The organism is Haemophilus influenzae (assembly GCF_900475755.1).
GTDB classification, from domain to species: domain Bacteria; phylum Pseudomonadota; class Gammaproteobacteria; order Enterobacterales; family Pasteurellaceae; genus Haemophilus; species Haemophilus influenzae_D.
Genome location: NZ_LS483411.1, coordinates 1,622,725 through 1,640,420, shown reverse-complemented (window position 1 = coordinate 1,640,420; position 17,696 = coordinate 1,622,725). Strand labels below are relative to the sequence as shown.

Here is a 17,696-nt window from a genome sequence, read left to right as displayed (position 1 = left end):
GAAGGTGTTTTTTTATAGCCAACGTCTTACTTTTTGTTTATAACGACGATATTCATCGCCAAATTTATTTTCCAAATAGGTTTCTTCTCGGGCTATTTGAAACTGGTTTATCACTAATATAAAGATAATTACGCCTAACCAAGCTAAACTATTACCTAACCAAAGCGTCCAAGCAAGCAAAATTAACAGCAAACTTAAATACATTGGGTTACGGCTAAATCGAAATATGCCTGTGCAAACTAATTTTGTTGTGCCTTTAAAGTCACGAGGATTAATGGAGGTTTTACATATAAAGAATTGCATAACGCTGCTTAAAGCAATCAAAAATGAAAGGGAAATAACAAAAACAATCACTGAAAAATGGACAGAATAACTAGCAATCTTTGGCAAAAAATACATTGCTATGGCAATGAATAAACAGAGTAGTGGTGGTGGAATAAATAACATCGCTAAATCTTATTAATAAAAATGCCAGCTCTTTATAGAGCATTTAAAGTGCGGTCAAAATTTGTGTTAATTTTGCTTTAATTACTTTTATTTTGCATAAAGCGGCGATAAATTTCGCCGCTTTTGATTATTATAAATTTTATGCACTATTCTGTGATAAATTATTCGATGGTTAATTTTTTACCGTCATAGCTTATTGCTTTGACGCTAGTTAAAGCCTTACCTCCGTCAGTTTCACCGCCAATCAGTAAAACTTTATTGTTGTAAGATACAGAAAAACCATAGCCAATATTCATTGGTAATTCCCCAACGATGCGCCATTTACCATTATTCAACGTATAAACTTCGTTATGCCAAGCTTTGCTTAAACCTTTATGTGCGTGAAGTTTTCCTTCTTTGAATTGTTTGATTGAACCTGGAAAATTTGCGCCACCAGTGACTAAATAATGACCGTTACTATAGCCTGCAAGTGCACCAGCTAAACCATCTTGTGATTTGCCTTTTGGTGCGGGCAAGTCAGGTAAGTTTTTCCATTGCACACCTTTAGCAGTGAATTTACCTTGATGGGTTTCAGCGGTGCGAAGTCCTGGTTTAATTTCGCCATTGACAACCACGAGATCATTACCTTGAATTGTAAAGGCTGCACCAGCACGACCAGAGAATGGAATGCGACCTTCATTGTGCCATTTGTTGGTTGAGGGTTCATAGCTCAATAATTCTGTTGTAAAGAAATAATCTTCTGGACGTTGATCGAAGTAAGCTGCTGCGATTTCATCTTTTTTCTCTTTATCTTCTCCTGCTGCCACAGTGTCTTGGAAGAAACCATTAAATATAGAGAGATTAGAGCCGCCTAAAATATAAACTTTATCTCCGTGAGATGCACCACTTGATCCTACTAAACCACGGGGAGAACGAGTAGGAAGTTTCATCCAAGTATTATCGCTTGGGTTATAGCGATAAGCGTCATTAACGAGTTGAAGTTCGCCTTTTTCATTTTTTTGTAAACCACCGAATACATAAAGTTTTCCATCCACTGCGGCTGCAACAGGTTGATTGCGTTCGCCACCTGGAAATGTAGCAATTTCTTTCCATTGTGCTGAAGGATCTTTTAGGTCTAAAGTATAGAATTTATCGCCACCAGAGCCTAATCCCACATAAACGGTGTCGCCAATTAATGCGCCTGTTCCTCCTTTGATTCCCACTGGCAAATCAGGATAAGTTTGTGCGTTCGCTGAAAAAGTAAAAGTGGCAAAAAGTGCGGTGCATAATGCTGTTTTGGTTAGTTTCATAATAAACCCCATTTTTAGTTGTGTTTACAGTTTTCTATTCATTAAACGGCATTGAATAGGCGTTGATAAAGTGCAGTTATTGCACCTTTTTGTATTGTAAGGTACGGCAGATGTAACTTACGAGAAAGATAAAAGTGCGGTTAAAAAATTTAATGTTTTTCAACCGCACTTTTTATTATGGTATCAATAGATTTGGCACAAATGTGATGATTTGTGGGAAAATCGTAATTAATACTAATGTGACGAAAACGGGAATCAAGAACGGTAATACGCCTTTGGTAACCGTGGAAACCGACATATTTCCTACACGAGCAACAACAAAGAGAGCCATTCCCATTGGTGGGGTAAGAATACCAATCATCATATTTAATGTGGTCATTACACCAAAGAAGATTAAGTCAATATTGAATTGCATTGCGATAGGAATAAGCATTGGTAATACTAAAAATTGTAATGCTAGGGCATCAATGAACATTCCAAGAAAAAGTAACAGTGCGTTAATCATTACCAATACGGTTAAAGGCGAATCGGCAACGGCAACAAATACATCAGCAACACGCATTGCGACTTGTTCACGGGCAATCATATCGCCAAAGAAAGTCACGGTCATAATCATTAAGGCGACTACGCCTGTAATTGCCATTGCTTCTATGCAACTATTAAATAAGGTTTTTAAGGTTAATTCTTTATACACAAATTTACCAATAATTACAGAGTATGCTGCTGCAACAATGGCAGATTCTGTTGGACTGAATAAGCCTGAAAAAATACCACCGATAATTAATAACGGCGTTAAGATTGCCCAAAAAGATTGTTTAAAGCTGCTGCAAAGTTGTTCTCTCGTGGTTTTTGGTGTACGTGGATAACCTCGTTTTTTTGCAATGCGATAATTCATTGCCATTAAAGCTAAAGTAATTAATACACCGGGAATAAAACCTGCAATAAAGAGTTTTGCGATAGATTCATTGGCGATTACACCGTAAATAATCATTGCAATACTTGGCGGAACTAATGGCCCAATAATACAAGAAGCAGCAGTAATTCCTCCGCAAATATCGTCGTCATAACCAGCATCACGCATTGCTTTAATCTCAAGCTGACCTAAGCCCCCCGCATCAGCAAGTGCTGAACCTGACATACCAGAGAACAATAAACTTGCGCCGATATTAACGTGCCCCATTCCTCCTGTGTAATGACCGAGTAAGGATTTAGCGAAATTAAAAATACGTTCGGTAATCCCACCAGTATTCATTAGAATACCTGTTAAAATATAAAACGGCACGGCAAGTAATGGAAAGCTGTCTAGGCTATAGACTAATTTTTCAGTTGCGGCATTTACGACATTCCAACGTGTCATAGAAAAATAAAGTAGGGTAGCAATAAATAAGGACCAACCTACAGGGACACCGATAAACATAATGATTAGCCAAACGAGTAAGGCAACATAGACTGAACTTGAACCGAGCTTTATATAATTGCTAATTCGCAATACTTTGAACCAATCTGGCGCGAAAAATAAAATTGCAAATAAAATGACCGCACTTATGATAAAGAAAGTCGCAGGTAAATAGCTTTTCCCTGTCTTAAAGTTTACGGTTTGCGCTTGGATAAAGCGAAACATCATTAATATTGCGATAACAGGTAGTGCAGCGAAAATCCATTTTTCAGAAATGCCCCCTAAGGCATCAATGGGGAATGATGCGCCATTAAAAGTACGAATCCCGAAATGAATAAACAAGAAAATACATACAAAGACTAATAATTGTACAAAAGTATTTGTGAATTTTCTGATTTTTTCTGGCATTAGATTAGTTAAAAAATCAATAAATACGTGTTCTTGTTTTCTCACAGCAACGCTGATACCTAACATACCCACGTAAACAAATAAGAGCTTGGCGAGTTCTTCACTCCAGATTAACGGAGAATGAAAAACTTGGCGTGAAAGAATTTGAGCGATAAGAATACCGAAAATGGCGATAAATAATGTGCCACCCAGCCATTCCTCAAGCTTATTAATATATTTCATACTTCACTCCGCTTGATGAAGAATAAGGGAATGTAGTGTGCCATTACGGCACACTAAAGAGGGATTATGGATTGATTGCTTCAATTTGTTTTAAAGCTGCTTCACCTTTTTGACCCGTTTGTTTTACAAACTCAGCATAATATGGCTTCATTGATGCTTTAAATGGGACAAGATCAGGATGTGTAATTTTCACACCTTGTTTTTCAAAGAATGTGACTAAATCTTTTTCCCCATCTACGAATAATTTAGTGTGATATTTTGCTGCATTTTCGGCAGCATCTTTTACGACTTTTTGAAGATCTTCAGGGAGTTCTTTATAAGTCTCGTTGCTTACTAAATAAAGTTGGTCATTCAAAATGTGGTTAGTCATTGCTAAGAACTTTTGCACTTCATAGAATTTTTGTGCTTGCACTGCTGCTAACGGATTTTCTTGACCATCGACGGCATTCGTTTGTAACGCAAGATAAACTTCAGAAAATGCCATTGGTGTTGGCGATGCACCAACATATTTAGCATAGGCTAAGTTTGTTGCAGCATTTGGCACACGAAGTTTTAAGCCTTTCATATCTGCAATACTGTTGATTGCACGGTTTGAAGTCGTTTGGCGAGTACCGTTATAAGCTTGGGAAAGTAAAGTAACGCCAAGATCTTTATCCATTTTTTTAATTAAATCTTTACCAAATTCTGTATCGAATAAGGCTTTTTGTGCAACATTGTAGTTGCTAATAACATAAGGTAAGGCAAATACTGCTGCTTCAGGGTAAAACAACTGGAAGCGAGCAGATTCTGCAAAGGTGAAGTCGAGAGAACCGTCTTTTAATTGTTTTAACATTGCGCGGTCATCACCTAATTGTGAACTTGGATAAAGTGAAATTTCAATTTTACCCTGTGATTTTTCTTTGACTTCTTTGGCAAACATTTCTGCCGCTTTATATTCATTTGATGAAGTTCCAGCATTCATACCGAATTTCAAGTCATAATCAGCGGCAAGAACAGCAGAAGATACGCCTAAAGAAATGGCTGTGGCAAGGAAAAGTTTTGTCAATTTCATCATATTCGCTCCTGTGTGAACTTATGTTGGAAAGGGTCATATATTAACCCCGTAATATGAGAATCAATTCAGGCAAAAAATGTATGTTTTCTCCCCAAAAATAGGATTCGTGAGCAATTCTAAGAGTAAAAAAACAAATTTAAAATAGTTTTACGAGTTTTATTTCAAAAATGAGAAGTTGATCACATTTGTGAAAAAACACTTCAAAAATATTCTTTAAAATGGCATTTCTTTTTCATATAATAATGTGAAATGATGAAAATATAAGCATATTACAATTTATAAAAGATTGTTTTATGTGGATTAAATTAATTTTAAAGTGATCTATTCAGATTTAAATGAGGGGTGTTATATGTCTAAATTATCTTATCAAGAAGTGCTTTCTCAAATTCAATATGGTCTTATTTCTTCTTGCCAACCTGTCGATGATGGCCCAATGGATAAACCTGAAATCGTTTCTGCTATGGCTCAGGCTTCGGTTATGGGCGGAGCTTCTGGCTTACGTATTGAGGGTGTTGATAACCTTAAAGCAACCCGTCCTTTTGTGAATGTTCCGATTATCGGAATTGTAAAACGTGATTTGCCTGATAGTCCCGTGCGTATTACGCCGTTTTTACAAGATATTGAAGATCTAGCCAATGCAGGCGCGGATATTATTGCAGTAGATGGCACGAGCCGTCCGCGTCCTGTGGATATTGAAAGTGCGGTGAAAAAAATCCACGAAATGGGCTGTTTGGCAATGGCAGATTGTTCTAATTTAGAAGAAGGCCTGTATTGTAAAGCACTTGGTTTTGATATTGTCGGTAGTACGATGTCGGGTTATACAGGTGGCTCAGTGCCAAAAGAACCTGATTATCAATTAGTAAAAGATTTAAAAGCAGCGGGTTGTTTTGTGATGGCTGAGGGGCGTTATAACACGCCTGAATTAGCAAAAGTGGCAATTGAAATTGGCGCAGATTGCGTGACTGTAGGTTCAGCTTTAACTCGTCTTGAACATATTGTGAGTTGGTTTGCTAATTCAGTGAAATCTGCAAGATAGTCGTAAGACGTGTGAGAAAAGACTTTATACTATAAGGATAAGTTATGCGTTGTTTAGCACTAGACATTGGCGGGACAAAAATTGCTGCGGCGATTGTAAAAAATGGCGAAATTGAGCAACGTCAGCAAATTCATACACCACGTGAAAATGTGGTGGAGGGAATGCACCAAGCGTTAGGCAAATTACTTGCTGATTATGAAGGGCAGTTTGACTATGTAGCGGTGGCATCTACGGGGATCATCAATAATGGCATTTTAAGTGCATTAAATCCGAAAAACTTAGGCGGCTTGGCGGAATTTCCACTTAAAGCTAGTATTGCAAAACATACGGATAAACCGATTGGTTTATTAAATGATGCACAAGCTGCGACTTATGCGGAATATCAATTGCAAAATTCTGAACAGGTATCAAATTTTGTTTTTATTACCGTTTCAACAGGAGTTGGCGGAGGGATTGTGCTAAACCAAATTTTGCAGACAGGTTCTCGTGGTATTGCTGGGCATATTGGTCATACATTAGCTGATCCAAATGGTGCGATCTGTGGTTGTGGGCGTCGAGGTTGTGTCGAAGCGATTGCTTCAGGGCGAGCAATTGAAGCAGTTTCTTCCCAATGGGAAGATCCGTGCGAGCCAAAAGAAGTGTTTGAGCGTTTTAGAAAAAATGATGAAAAAGCGACCGCACTTGTCGAGCGTTCTGCGAAAGCCATTGCTAATTTAATTGCAGATTTAGTGATTAGTTTAGATATTCAAAAAATCGCGATTGGTGGTAGTGTAGGATTAGCTGAGGGATATTTACCTTTGGTCGAAAAATATTTACAAGATTTTCCTTCGATATATTGTTGTGAAATTGAATCCGCTAAATTTGGACAAGATGCAGGTTTAATTGGTGCGGCTTATTGGGTAAAAGATGTTTTACTGGATAAGCCTGAAGGAACAATTTATGGCTAAATCGGGAAATGTGTTAAACAGAATTGGCTTGCTTTACCAGAGTTTAACTAAATCAGAGAAAAAAATTGCTGATACGATTTTGCGTTCGCCTGATTTGGTATCGCAATGTCCCCTTTCTGAAATTGCAAAACACTTAGAAGTGGGAGAGGCTACGCTTGTCCGTTTTTGTCGAACCGTTGGCTTTAAAGGTTTCAGCGATTTTAAATTAGAGCTTTCTATTGAACTTGCGACGAAAGATAATCAAGATGAAAGCGTACTTGAAACAGAAATTATGCCAAGTGATGATTCGCTCACTATTGCACAAAAATTGCAAGCCGCAGTTGCTAATGTAATGGAAGAAACGATTAATTTACTTGATTTAAAACAGCTTGAAGAAGTCGTTAAAGTACTTAAAAAAGCACGTCGTATTTTTTTATTTGGTGTGGGTTCATCTGGCGTAACGGCGGAAGATGCTAAAAATAAGCTGATGCGTATTGGTTTTCAAGTGGATGCTTCAGGTAATAATCATTTTATGTATATGCAGGCAGCATTACTTACATCTTCTGATGTGGCAATTGGTTTAAGCCATTCTGGTTATTCTGCTGAAACGGCACATACCATCAAAATTGCAAAACAAAATGGTGCAACAACAGTGGCATTGACGCATAGTTTGCGTTCCCCTGTGACAGAATATGCTGATTATGTTTTGGTAAATGGTAATAAACAAGGCAAGTTACAAGGAGATTCTATTGGCACCAAGATCGCACAGCTTTTTGTATTAGATTTAATTTATGCTTTGTTAGTGCAGGGCGAAGAAGAAATTGCCGCTCAAACTAAACAAAAAACTCTCAATGTAATTCTTGAACAACGTATAAAATAGGAGAAAACTTATGCGTGATTTAAAAGGTATTTTCAGTGCATTATTAGTGTCATTTAATGAAGATGGCACCATTAATGAAAAAGGTTTACGCCAAATCATCCGCCACAACATCGACAAAATGAAAGTGGACGGCTTATATGTGGGCGGTTCAACAGGCGAAAACTTTATGCTTTCAACGGAAGAGAAAAAAGAAATCTTCCGTATTGCAAAAGATGAAGCAAAAGATCAAATCGCATTAATCGCTCAAGTGGGCAGCGTAAACCTAAAAGAAGCAGTTGAATTAGGTAAATATGCAACAGAATTAGGCTATGATTGCTTATCTGCTGTTACTCCGTTCTACTACAAATTTAGTTTCCCTGAAATTAAACATTATTACGACACCATTATTGCAGAAACGGGCAATAATATGATCGTGTACTCTATTCCGTTCTTAACTGGCGTGAATATGGGCATTGAACAATTTGGCGAGCTTTACAAAAATCCGAAAGTATTGGGTGTGAAATTCACAGCAGGTGATTTCTACTTATTAGAACGTTTGAAAAAAGCTTATCCAAACCACTTAATTTGGGCAGGTTTTGATGAAATGATGTTACCTGCTGCCTCTTTAGGCGTAGATGGTGCTATCGGTTCAACTTTCAACGTAAACGGCGTTCGTGCTCGTCAAATTTTTGAATTAACCAAAGCGGGTAAATTAGCTGAAGCATTAGAAATTCAACACGTAACCAATGATTTAATCGAAGGCATTTTAGCGAACGGTTTATATTTAACTATCAAAGAATTGCTTAAATTAGAAGGGGTGGATGCAGGTTATTGCCGTGAGCCAATGACAGCAAAAGCAACAGAAGAACAGGTTGCAAAAGCAAAAGAATTGAAAGCGAAATTTTTGTCATAAATATTTAAATTAGAAAAAACTTACCTCCCCCTGTTTTATTCCGTTACAAACAGAACAGCAAGTCAGCAAGAACTTCCCTTCCCCTGTTTACGGGGGAAGGTGCCCGAAGAGCGGAAGGGGGCAACTTCTATTGCTTTGTCGTAAATTATTGGAGCAAAAGAATTTCTTTTTAAAAACAAGATAGAAAATTACCGCACTTATAATGATCCTTTGGTGTAGGGTGGGCTAAAGTCCAGCCTACGATATGAATAGGATCATTACGGTCAATAATAAAGGAAGGCTAATATGCGTTTTATTCCGCTACAAACAGAACAACAAGTCAGTTGTTGGGCTGCACAACATATCATCAATCGTATCAATGATTTTAAACCTACCGCCGAGCGTCCTTTTGTATTGGGGTTACCTACTGGTGGTACACCACTAAAAACTTATCAAGAACTGATTCGACTTTATCAAGCAGGCAAAGTGAGTTTCAAACACGTAGTGACTTTCAATATGGATGAATATGTGGGTTTACCAGAGGAACACCCTGAAAGTTACCACAGCTTTATGTATAACAATTTTTTCAATCATATCGATATTTTACCTGAAAATATCAATATTCTTAACGGCAATACCGATGACCATAATGCAGAATGCCGTCGTTATGAAGAAAAAATTAAATCCTACGGCAAAATTCATCTGTTTATGGGGGGGGTTGGTGTGGATGGACATATTGCATTCAATGAACCTGCCTCTTCATTAAGTTCTCGCACCCGCATTAAAACACTCACACAAGATACATTAATTGCAAATTCACGCTTCTTTAATAACGATGTTACTCAAGTGCCGAAATATGCTTTAACCATTGGTGTTGGCACATTATTAGATGCAGAAGAAGTGATGATTTTAGCAACAGGACATCAAAAAGCACTGGCAGTGCAAGCTGCCGTTGAAGGCAGTATTAACCATTTATGGACAGTCAGTGCATTACAAATGCACCGTCATTTCTTGCTCGTTTGTGATGAAGCTGCTCAACAAGAGTTAAAAGTGAAAACCGTGAAATATTTTACTGAATTAGAAGGTGCGGTTGCTGGGACTTATTACAGCGATAAATAACCTATCATTTTTACAATCAGTCGTTTTTCTTAAAACATTTGGAAGGTATAGAATGAAATACGCATTAACCAACAGTGTGATCTACACTAAATACGAAATTCTACGAGATTATGCGGTAGTAATTGATGGCGAGACTATTGAAGCAGTGATCCCGCAAACTGAATTAGAAAAGGACATCAAAACCATTGATTTACAAGGTAATAATTTAACTGCTGGTTTTATTGATTTGCAATTAAATGGCTGCGGTGGCGTGATGTTTAACGACCAAACTAGCGTTGAAACCTTGGAAATTATGCAGGAAACTAACTTAAAATCAGGTTGTACAAGTTTCCTCCCCACTTTTATTACGGCACCAGATGAAAACATAAAAAGTGCGGTGAAAATTATGCGTGAATATTTAAACAAGCATAAAAACCAAGCACTTGGTTTACATATTGAAGGGCCTTATCTTAGCATTGAGAAAAAAGGCGTGCACCGTCCCGAATATATTCGTGAAATTACGCCAGAAATGAAAGATTTTCTCTGTGAAAATTCGGATGTCATTACAAAAATTACCATTGCCGCAGAAAATCCAACTATTAACTATACGCCCGATTTTGTGGAAGCGGGCATTATTGTCTCTGTAGGGCATTCCAACGCAAGCTATGAGGTGGCTAAAGCCGCATTCCATAAAGGTGCAACTTTTGCGACTCACTTACATAATGCAATGTCGCCAATTAGTTCTGGGCGTGCAATGGGTGTCGTGGGAGCTGTGCTAGACAGCGATATTTACACAGGTATTATTGTTGATGGTATTCACGTGAATTACGGCAATGTTCGCATTGATAAAAAAATCAAAGGCGACAAACTTTGTATTGTGACTGACTCCATTGCAGCCGCAGGTGCACCGCCAGAACTAGAAAGTTTTACCTTTGTAGGAAAAACAATTTATATCAAAGATGGGCGTTGCTATGATGCGAATGGCACGATTGCAGGGGCATCAATCACAATGATGGAATCCATTAAAAATGCGGTAGAATATGTTGAAATTCCTCTTGCGGAAGCCATTAGAATGAGTAACCTTTACCCAGCTCGTGCAATTGGTATAGATGATCGTTTAGGTTCGGTAGAAAAAGGTAAGATAGCAAACTTAGCGGTGTTTACGCCAGATTATAAAGTGATCGGCACAGTAGTAAATGGAAAGTGGAAAGAGAGTAAGTAGTAAAAGCCTAAATAGCTAATTGATTTAAAAATCTGTGATATACGTCACAGATTTTTTATTAATATTTTGTGATTTTTGGAAGCCTTTCGATAATCATTTATTTGACAAAAGGAAAAATATTATGAAAATCATTAAGCAAGCAAGCAAGCAAGCAAGCAAAATAATCTAACCCGACTTTCTTTAATCAGCCTGCTTCTTTCTACTTCTTTTTATCCTGTTCAGTTTTTTGCGATTGATCAGTCAATATTTAAAAAAGATGGAGATAGTATCGCTTGTGGTTCTGGAGCAAAAGCAATCGTTCGTTCTGTTGCATTTGGATTGAACGCTGATGCCTCGGGACCGGATACTGTTGCTGTTGGAAGTGAATCCAAAGCCATTAGCCATTAAACAACTTGCTATAGCCGTAGGAAATGAAGCCAATGCTTCCGGTTCAAATTCATTTGCCATAGGTGCGAGTGCTAAGGCTAGCGAATATTTGAGTCTTGCCATTGGAGAAGGGGCGAAATCTTTAGGTAAGGATTCTACTGCGATAGGAGCATATTCAGAAACGGGAGTTAATGGGGAAGGCATTGTTGGCACGCATGCAAAAGCGTTAGGAAAACGAAGTATGGCGTTGGGTCGATGGTCTGAAGCGAATGAAGAATATAGTATTGCTTTAGGACATGGGAGCAAAGCCCTAGGCGGATACGGTTCTATTGCTATTGGTCTGCTTAGTAAAGTTGAAACAGTTGAGGCGTATAATAATGAATATGGAAATAGTAAAAAATAGATCTTGAAGCCTTAAAGAAATCTTATGTTAGACAATCTGGCAGTACTGCCATTCTATCCAATTCAATTACTAGCCCAACAAGAACTCTTTCAAAAACACCAGAAGAATTAGAACAAATTTATGGAAAAACCTATGCTGCAACAGCTTTTGGGATGCATTCATCTTCACATGCACTAACAGCTTCTGCTTACGGCACATATAGTACAGCAATAGGCAGATATTCAACGGCTTTGGGGAGTTCCAGTACAGCAGTAGACGAAGACAGTACTGCGGTGGGGAATCGTTCTTTAGCATATGCTAAAGAATCAACAGCTTTAGGAGCTTATGCTAAGTCTGTTGCCAAACATTCTGTTGCTGTAGGTTATATGTCCTTTGCGGATCGAGAAAACAGTGTTTCTGTTGGTGATTCATCAACTAATTTCCGCTGCCAAATCGTTAATGTCGCCGATGGCACAGAAGATTATGATGCAGTAAATGTTCGTCAGTTAAATGCGGTAGAAACTAAAATTGGTCAAGTGAATAATCAATTTGCTCTAGTTGATAACAAATTCACTCAAGTCAATAACCGTTTAGATGGCACAGAAACTAAACTGGGTCAAATAGATAACCAATTTACTCAAGTTAATAATAACTTTACACAAGTTAATAATCGTTTAGATGGTACAGAAAATAAACTGGGTCAAATTGATAACCAATTTACTCAAGTTAATAATAACTTTACACAAGTTAATAATCGTTTAGATGGTACAGAAACTAAACTTGGACAAATTGATAATCAATTCACTCACGTAAATACGCGTTTAAATCGAACAGATTTACATATTAACCGCGTTGGCACAAGTGCTGCAGCGTTGGCTTCATTAAAACCTGCACAATTAGGCGAAGATGATAAATTTGCGTTGTCTTTGGGGGTTGGAAGTTATAAAAATGCGCAGGCGATGGCAATGGGTGCGGTGTTTAAGCCAGTTGAAAATGTGTTGCTTAATGTAGCGGGGAGTTTTTCTGGTTCGGAAAAAACCTTTGGCGCAGGTGTTTCTTGGAAATTTGGTAACAAATCCAAACCTGCGGTTTCAACACAAAGTGCGGTTAATTCTGCGGAAGTTTTACAATTGCGACAAGAAGTAGTGATGATGCGTTCTCAACAAGTAGAAACCAACAAAAAACTGCATAAACAAGCTGAAATGGAAAGCGAATTGAAACAGTTACGTCGAGAATTACTTGAATTGAAAAAAGCATTGAAGAAATAAGAGAAAAAGGCGGAACAATTATTCCGCCTTATTTATTTGATCTGCCATTTTAATAGTTATCATTTTTATCTATAATATAAAAACCAAGTTAATTACTAGGAGATAGATATGGCAAAAGATGAAGTTGGGCATAATTTTCTTGCACGTTTAGGTAAAACTCGTTTGCGTCCAGGCGGTAAAAAAGCAACAGATTGGTTAATTGCCAATGGCGATTTTAGTCAAGATAAAAAAGTGTTAGAGGTTGCTTGTAATATGGGGACGACAGCCATTGGATTGGCGAAGCAATTTGGTTGCCATATTGAAGGTGTTGATTTAGACGAACATGCGTTAGCAAAAGCACAAGCAAATATCGAAGCAAATGGCTTGCAAGAAAAAATTCATGTGCAGCGATCGAATGCGATGAAGTTGCCTTTTGAGGATGAAAGTTTTGATATTGTCATCAATGAAGCGATGCTCACGATGTTACCCGTGGAAGCGAAGAAAAAAGCCATTGCAGAATATTTTCGAGTGTTAAAACCAAATGGTTTATTGCTTACTCACGATGTTATGCTGGTGGGGAATGATCATCAAACTATTCTAGAAAATATGCGAAAAGCGATTAACGTGACTGTCACGCCATTAACGAAAGATGGCTGGAAAGGCATATTCCAAGAAAGTGGCTTTAGATATGTAGATACTTTCTCTGGCGAGATGACATTACTTTCTCCAAAAGGAATGATTTATGATGAAGGAATTTTCGGTACGTTAAAAATCATCCGTAATGCCATGAAAGCGGAAAATCGTGAGCAATTTAAAAGAATGTTCAAAACCTTTAATGATCCTGAACATAAATTACATTTTATTGCTGTATGTAGTCAAAAATAATATAAAAATGAACCGCACTTTGATTTGCACCTTTAATGAGTAAGCTTATTTGTTTAGTTTTGGGGTGCAGATCATTTATATTAATTTATTTATACGATAGTTAAATTAATATTTAATTCTCTAATGCCATTCTGTGCAGATTCAACAAGATTTTTGTCGCAAATTATGTGATCAAAATTTGTTAGTGGACAAATATGGAATGTCGCCACTTTCCCATATTTTGATGAATCTGATATTAAAATTTGTTGATTGCTGGCACTAATTAATGCTTTTTTCACAGGTAATTTATTTTCGTCTGGTGTTGTTAATCCTTTTAATGTCCAAGATGATGTGGAAACAAAGGCTATATCAATGGAAAAAAAATTGTCCAGCTAATTCACCAACAGAAGAATGATTTTGCTTATTAACTGTTCCTCCGATATGGATTAATTCACATTTTCCGTTAGTCATTAAGAAATGAGCAATAGAGAAATCATTCGTGATTACTAATAAATCATTGCGTTCAATGATGTGATAGGCAATTTCAAGTGTTGTTGTACCTGCATCAAGATAAAGAGTTGTATTCTTAGGAATCAGTTGCACCACAGTTTCACCAATTTTTTCTTTTTGATCGCAAAAGAGTAAGGATTTATCTTGATGAGTCGGTTCAAAAGAAAGATGTTCTTGCATTTTTACGCCACCAGATACTGAAATAACCTTTCCTATATCTTCTAATTTTTGAATATCTCTCCGAATTGTCATATGTGAAACATTAAGTGATTCAACAAGCTGTGAAATGCTTGTAATGCCTTTCTGGCTAATCAAATTGAGCAATAATTTTTGTCGTTCTGCGGGAATCATAATGCCTCCAAAAAATTTTCTTTATTATAACTTCTCTTGAGTATTTTTGTTGTTATTTCACTATTTTTACATTAAATAACATTATTGTTAATATTTGTGATTAAGGTCACATTTTTTTATTTTTAGCTGCGGCAAAATGTATTCCATCAAATCAATAAAGTTTATTTTGGAAAAATAATGATAGGTCGTCGAGCTTATTCAGTTGTCGTTATTGGTATAAGAGTTGGTTTAACCACTTATGGCGTCGATTTTAATCCGCAAACCCTTGAAAAATTAAAGCAGATGGAGCCTATAACGTAGGATAAAGTGCGGTAGATAATACTCAGCTTATGATTCTTGCTGAAGCAGTAGCTGATCTGAAATTAGTTACTGGAGGTTCTGGCTTGGGCGATAAGTGGTAGTCTCGTTATTATTGCTAATTTGATTTGGGGAAATGATGGTTCTGTAATAGATCTTATTTTTCCACTAGGAATTTTGGCATTAATTATGGGATATGTTCAAGTTCAGAATAAAACATTATAGCGATAAAAACGCAGTGCGGGAGAATAGTCTCGCGTCTTTTCTTGCAGATAAAACAATATTTGACTAACTTTCTTTTTCTCAATATTTTATCTTCATTTATCTTCTTTATTACAAATATGCAACTCGATAAATACACTGCCAAAAAAATTGTTAAACGTGCAATGAAGATCATTCATCACTCTGTAAATGTAATGGATCACGACGGTGTGATCATTGCGTCGGGAAATTCAACGCGTTTGAATCAACGGCACACAGGAGCGGTGTTGGCGTTGAGGGAAAATCGTGTGGTAGAGATTGATCAAGTGTTGGCACAAAAATGGAATTTTGAAGCACAACCAGGGATTAATTTACCGATTCATTATTTAGGCAAAAATATTGGAGTGGTGGGGATTTCTGGTGAGCCAACGCAGGTGAAACAATATGCCGAACTAGTGAAAATGACGGCAGAACTTATTGTGGAACAACAGGCTTTACTGGAACAAGAAAGCTGGCATCGTCGTTACAAAGAAGAATTTATTTTACAATTATTACATTGCAATTTGAATTGGAAAGAGATGGAACAGCAGGCGAAATTTTTTTCTTTTGATTTAAATAAATCTCGTGTGGTTGTATTGATTAAGTTACTTAATCCAGCTCTGGATAATTTACAGCATCTGATCAATTATTTAGAACAGTCTGAATTTGCACAGGATGTGGCAATTTTGTCCCTTGATCAGGTTGTGGTCTTAAAGACTTGGCAAAACTCCACCGTACTTTCTGCTCAAATGAAAACGCTTTTACCTGCAGATTATTCAAAACAAGATTATAAAATTGCTGTAGGTGCTTGTCTAAATCTACCGCTTTTTGAGCAACTTCCCTTGTCTTTTCAAAGTGCGCAAAGCACGCTTTCTTATGGATTAAAACATCATCCACGCAAAGGTATTTATGTGTTTGATGAGCATCGATTGCCTGTGCTACTTGCTGGATTATCTCATTCTTGGCAAGGGAACGAATTGATAAAACCTCTTTCTCCCCTTTTCTCAGAAGAAAATGCGACACTTTATAAAACCCTTCAACAATATTTTTTATCAAATTGTGATCTTTATCTCACTGCGGAAAAATTATTTGTTCACCCGAATACTTTGCGTTATCGATTGAACAAAATAGAGCAAATAACTGGCTTATTTTTCAATAAGATAGATGATGAATTAACGCTTTATCTCGGAACGTTGTTAGAACATTGAGGTTGTATAACTTTACAAAGTTTGATGATTTTTAACCGCACTTTTTGTTTGCTCTAATAAAGCATTTTCCCTATAAAACAGAAATAATCTCCTTGGTTTTAATTTTTATAGGAGAGAAAAAATGACAACAGTCTCAGCAATAGGTGCGTTGGTGGCGTTAATCGTTGCTATCTTCCTCATTTTGAAAAAAGTCTCACCAGCTTATGGTATGTTGGTGGGAGCTTTGGTTGGAGGCTTAATTGGCGGTGCGGATTTATCGCAAACAGTGAGCCTAATGATCGGTGGCGCTCAGGGTATTACTACTGCGGTTATGCGTATCTTAGCTGCTGGTGTGTTGGCAGGTGTGTTGATTGAATCGGGTGCAGCAAATTCCATCGCGGAAACCATTACTAATAAATTGGGTGAAACTCGAGCTTTACTCGCCTTGGCACTGGCGACGATGATTTTAACTGCGGTAGGTGTGTTCGTGGATGTAGCAGTGATTACTGTTTCACCAATTGCTTTAGCGTTAGCGCGTCGCAGCGATTTATCGAAAGCTGCAATTTTGCTCGCCATGATTGGCGGTGGTAAAGCTGGTAATATTATGTCGCCAAACCCAAATGCCATTGCGGCAGCAGATACTTTTCATTTGCCACTCACTTCCGTGATAATGGCTGGTATAATTCCTGCGCTATTTGGTTTGATTCTCACCTACTTCTTAGCAAAACGCTTAATCAACAAAGGTTCTAAAGTAACTGACAAAGAGGTAATCGTGCTTGAAACGCAAAATTTACCTTCATTTCTGACCGCACTTGTCGCACCTTTAGTGGCAATTTTGCTATTGGCACTTCGTCCATTGTTTGATATTAAAGTTGATCCATTAATTGCATTGCCGTTAGGTGGTTTGATTGGTGCGCTTTGTATGGGCAAACTTCGCAATATAAATAGTTATGCTATCAATGGATTGAGTAAAATGACACCCGTGGCAATTATGTTACTTGGTACAGGTGCGCTTGCTGGCATCATTGCTAATTCTGGTTTAAAAGAAGTATTGATTCAAGGTTTGGAACATTCAGGTTTGCCATCATATATTCTTGCACCAATTTCAGGGGCGTTGATGTCTTTAGCGACAGCTTCTACCACTGCAGGTACTGCGGTGGCATCCAATGTGTTCAGTAGTACCTTGTTAGAACTTGGTATTAGCAGTCTTGCTGGTGCAGCAATGATTCACGCAGGGGCGACCGTATTTGATCATATGCCACATGGTTCTTTCTTCCATGCCACAGGCGGTAGTGTGAATATGGATATCAAAGAACGTTTAAAACTTATTCCTTATGAAAGTGCGGTCGGTTTGATGATGACCATCGTTGCTACCTTAATTTTTGGCGTATTTAAATTCTAGG

Annotated in this window: 17 protein-coding genes and 2 pseudogenes; 14 read left to right on the top strand and 5 right to left on the bottom strand. The window is 37.5% G+C overall.

The features are described 5' to 3' along the window. Positions 1 to 12: 12 nt before the first annotated feature. The 4 genes from DQN24_RS08010 to siaP all read right to left on the bottom strand — a co-directional run bounded on the left by DQN24_RS08010 (position 13) and on the right by siaP (position 4,816). Entirely contained in the window at positions 13 to 447 is a 435-nt protein-coding gene (locus DQN24_RS08010) for a methyltransferase family protein (protein ID WP_005691502.1), read from the bottom strand. A 161-nt stretch (positions 448 to 608) separates the two neighbouring features. Then, on the bottom strand, positions 609 to 1,736 hold the full coding sequence (locus DQN24_RS08005; protein ID WP_041175301.1) for an N-acetylneuraminate epimerase: 1,128 nt from the start codon (positions 1,734 to 1,736) through the stop codon (positions 609 to 611). A 175-nt stretch (positions 1,737 to 1,911) separates the two neighbouring features. Beyond that, positions 1,912 to 3,762: a sialic acid TRAP transporter substrate-binding protein SiaT gene (gene siaT, locus DQN24_RS08000; RefSeq protein WP_021034949.1), complete on the bottom strand. Its 1,851-nt coding sequence runs from the start codon at positions 3,760 to 3,762 to the stop codon at positions 1,912 to 1,914. 64 nt (positions 3,763 to 3,826) lie between these two features. Continuing rightward, positions 3,827 to 4,816 (bottom strand): sialic acid TRAP transporter substrate-binding protein SiaP, encoded by a 990-nt coding sequence (siaP, locus tag DQN24_RS07995; RefSeq protein WP_005691499.1) that lies wholly within the window; start codon positions 4,814 to 4,816, stop codon positions 3,827 to 3,829. A gap of 349 nt (positions 4,817 to 5,165) precedes the next feature. Between siaP and DQN24_RS07990 the strand changes: the two genes are divergently transcribed. The 10 genes from DQN24_RS07990 (at position 5,166) to DQN24_RS07950 (ending at position 13,729) form a co-directional block, all read left to right on the top strand. After that, entirely contained in the window at positions 5,166 to 5,852 is a 687-nt protein-coding gene (locus DQN24_RS07990) for a putative N-acetylmannosamine-6-phosphate 2-epimerase (RefSeq protein WP_005648624.1), read from the top strand. Between the two features lie 44 nt (positions 5,853 to 5,896). Further along, positions 5,897 to 6,799, top strand: coding sequence for an N-acetylmannosamine kinase (locus DQN24_RS07985; protein WP_021034950.1), 903 nt, complete (start codon positions 5,897 to 5,899; stop codon positions 6,797 to 6,799). Then, entirely contained in the window at positions 6,792 to 7,658 is an 867-nt protein-coding gene (locus DQN24_RS07980) for a MurR/RpiR family transcriptional regulator (protein ID WP_012054838.1), read from the top strand. Before DQN24_RS07985 ends, DQN24_RS07980 begins: the two co-directional genes overlap by 8 nt. Positions 7,659 to 7,668: 10 nt before the next feature. Beyond that, positions 7,669 to 8,550 (top strand): N-acetylneuraminate lyase, encoded by an 882-nt coding sequence (gene nanA / locus DQN24_RS07975; protein ID WP_021034951.1) that lies wholly within the window; start codon positions 7,669 to 7,671, stop codon positions 8,548 to 8,550. A 285-nt stretch (positions 8,551 to 8,835) separates the two neighbouring features. Then, on the top strand, positions 8,836 to 9,648 hold the full coding sequence (gene nagB / locus DQN24_RS07970; protein WP_050948540.1) for a glucosamine-6-phosphate deaminase: 813 nt from the start codon (positions 8,836 to 8,838) through the stop codon (positions 9,646 to 9,648). 52 nt (positions 9,649 to 9,700) lie between these two features. Next, positions 9,701 to 10,849, top strand: coding sequence for an N-acetylglucosamine-6-phosphate deacetylase (gene nagA, locus DQN24_RS07965; protein ID WP_021034953.1), 1,149 nt, complete (start codon positions 9,701 to 9,703; stop codon positions 10,847 to 10,849). Positions 10,850 to 11,167: 318 nt separating this feature from the next. Continuing rightward, positions 11,168 to 11,236: a hypothetical protein gene (locus DQN24_RS09290; protein ID WP_371903634.1), complete on the top strand. Its 69-nt coding sequence runs from the start codon at positions 11,168 to 11,170 to the stop codon at positions 11,234 to 11,236. After that, positions 11,211 to 11,618: a hypothetical protein gene (locus tag DQN24_RS07960; RefSeq protein ID WP_172453989.1), complete on the top strand. Its 408-nt coding sequence runs from the start codon at positions 11,211 to 11,213 to the stop codon at positions 11,616 to 11,618. Before DQN24_RS09290 ends, DQN24_RS07960 begins: the two co-directional genes overlap by 26 nt. Before the next feature lie 152 nt (positions 11,619 to 11,770). Next, positions 11,771 to 12,865 (top strand): YadA-like family protein, encoded by a 1,095-nt coding sequence (locus DQN24_RS07955; RefSeq protein ID WP_021034957.1) that lies wholly within the window; start codon positions 11,771 to 11,773, stop codon positions 12,863 to 12,865. A gap of 108 nt (positions 12,866 to 12,973) precedes the next feature. Beyond that, complete coding sequence (locus DQN24_RS07950) at positions 12,974 to 13,729, top strand: class I SAM-dependent methyltransferase (RefSeq protein WP_021034958.1); 756 nt, start codon at positions 12,974 to 12,976, stop codon at positions 13,727 to 13,729. Between the two features lie 89 nt (positions 13,730 to 13,818). On the opposite strand, the pseudogene DQN24_RS07945 reads toward DQN24_RS07950, so the two are convergent. Then, a pseudogene (locus DQN24_RS07945) lies at positions 13,819 to 14,569 on the bottom strand (DeoR family transcriptional regulator). A gap of 177 nt (positions 14,570 to 14,746) precedes the next feature. Between DQN24_RS07945 and DQN24_RS09220 the strand changes: the two are divergent. The 4 genes and pseudogenes from DQN24_RS09220 (at position 14,747) to DQN24_RS07930 (ending at position 17,695) form a co-directional block, all read left to right on the top strand. Beyond that, positions 14,747 to 14,869 carry a hypothetical protein gene (locus DQN24_RS09220; protein ID WP_021034960.1) on the top strand — a complete coding sequence of 41 codons (123 nt, stop codon included), beginning with the start codon at positions 14,747 to 14,749 and terminating at the stop codon, positions 14,867 to 14,869. A gap of 8 nt (positions 14,870 to 14,877) precedes the next feature. Further along, a pseudogene (locus tag DQN24_RS09245) lies at positions 14,878 to 14,958 on the top strand (four-carbon acid sugar kinase family protein); the annotation flags it as partial. Positions 14,959 to 15,207: 249 nt separating this feature from the next. Beyond that, positions 15,208 to 16,314 (top strand): PucR family transcriptional regulator, encoded by a 1,107-nt coding sequence (locus DQN24_RS07935; protein WP_105880416.1) that lies wholly within the window; start codon positions 15,208 to 15,210, stop codon positions 16,312 to 16,314. A 121-nt stretch (positions 16,315 to 16,435) separates the two neighbouring features. After that, a complete protein-coding gene (locus tag DQN24_RS07930) occupies positions 16,436 to 17,695 on the top strand; it encodes a GntP family permease (protein ID WP_105893220.1) in 1,260 nt (419 codons plus the stop codon). The last annotated feature ends 1 nt before the right edge of the window (position 17,696 follow it).

Bases quoted from the DNA above. Each gene is read 5' to 3' on its own strand.
- DQN24_RS08010 (WP_005691502.1), bottom strand. From the start codon at position 447: ATGTTATTTATTCCACCACCACTACTCTGTTTATTCATTGCCATAGCA.
- DQN24_RS08005 (WP_041175301.1), bottom strand. From the start codon at position 1,736: ATGAAACTAACCAAAACAGCATTATGCACCGCACTTTTTGCCACTTTT.
- siaT (WP_021034949.1), bottom strand. From the start codon at position 3,762: ATGAAATATATTAATAAGCTTGAGGAATGGCTGGGTGGCACATTATTT.
- siaP (WP_005691499.1), bottom strand. From the start codon at position 4,816: ATGATGAAATTGACAAAACTTTTCCTTGCCACAGCCATTTCTTTAGGC.
- DQN24_RS07990 (WP_005648624.1), top strand. From the start codon at position 5,166: ATGTCTAAATTATCTTATCAAGAAGTGCTTTCTCAAATTCAATATGGT.
- DQN24_RS07985 (WP_021034950.1), top strand. From the start codon at position 5,897: ATGCGTTGTTTAGCACTAGACATTGGCGGGACAAAAATTGCTGCGGCG.
- DQN24_RS07980 (WP_012054838.1), top strand. From the start codon at position 6,792: ATGGCTAAATCGGGAAATGTGTTAAACAGAATTGGCTTGCTTTACCAG.
- nanA (WP_021034951.1), top strand. From the start codon at position 7,669: ATGCGTGATTTAAAAGGTATTTTCAGTGCATTATTAGTGTCATTTAAT.
- nagB (WP_050948540.1), top strand. From the start codon at position 8,836: ATGCGTTTTATTCCGCTACAAACAGAACAACAAGTCAGTTGTTGGGCT.
- nagA (WP_021034953.1), top strand. From the start codon at position 9,701: ATGAAATACGCATTAACCAACAGTGTGATCTACACTAAATACGAAATT.
- DQN24_RS07955 (WP_021034957.1), top strand. From the start codon at position 11,771: ATGCATTCATCTTCACATGCACTAACAGCTTCTGCTTACGGCACATAT.
- DQN24_RS07950 (WP_021034958.1), top strand. From the start codon at position 12,974: ATGGCAAAAGATGAAGTTGGGCATAATTTTCTTGCACGTTTAGGTAAA.
- DQN24_RS09220 (WP_021034960.1), top strand. From the start codon at position 14,747: ATGATAGGTCGTCGAGCTTATTCAGTTGTCGTTATTGGTATAAGAGTT.
- DQN24_RS07935 (WP_105880416.1), top strand. From the start codon at position 15,208: ATGCAACTCGATAAATACACTGCCAAAAAAATTGTTAAACGTGCAATG.
- DQN24_RS07930 (WP_105893220.1), top strand. From the start codon at position 16,436: ATGACAACAGTCTCAGCAATAGGTGCGTTGGTGGCGTTAATCGTTGCT.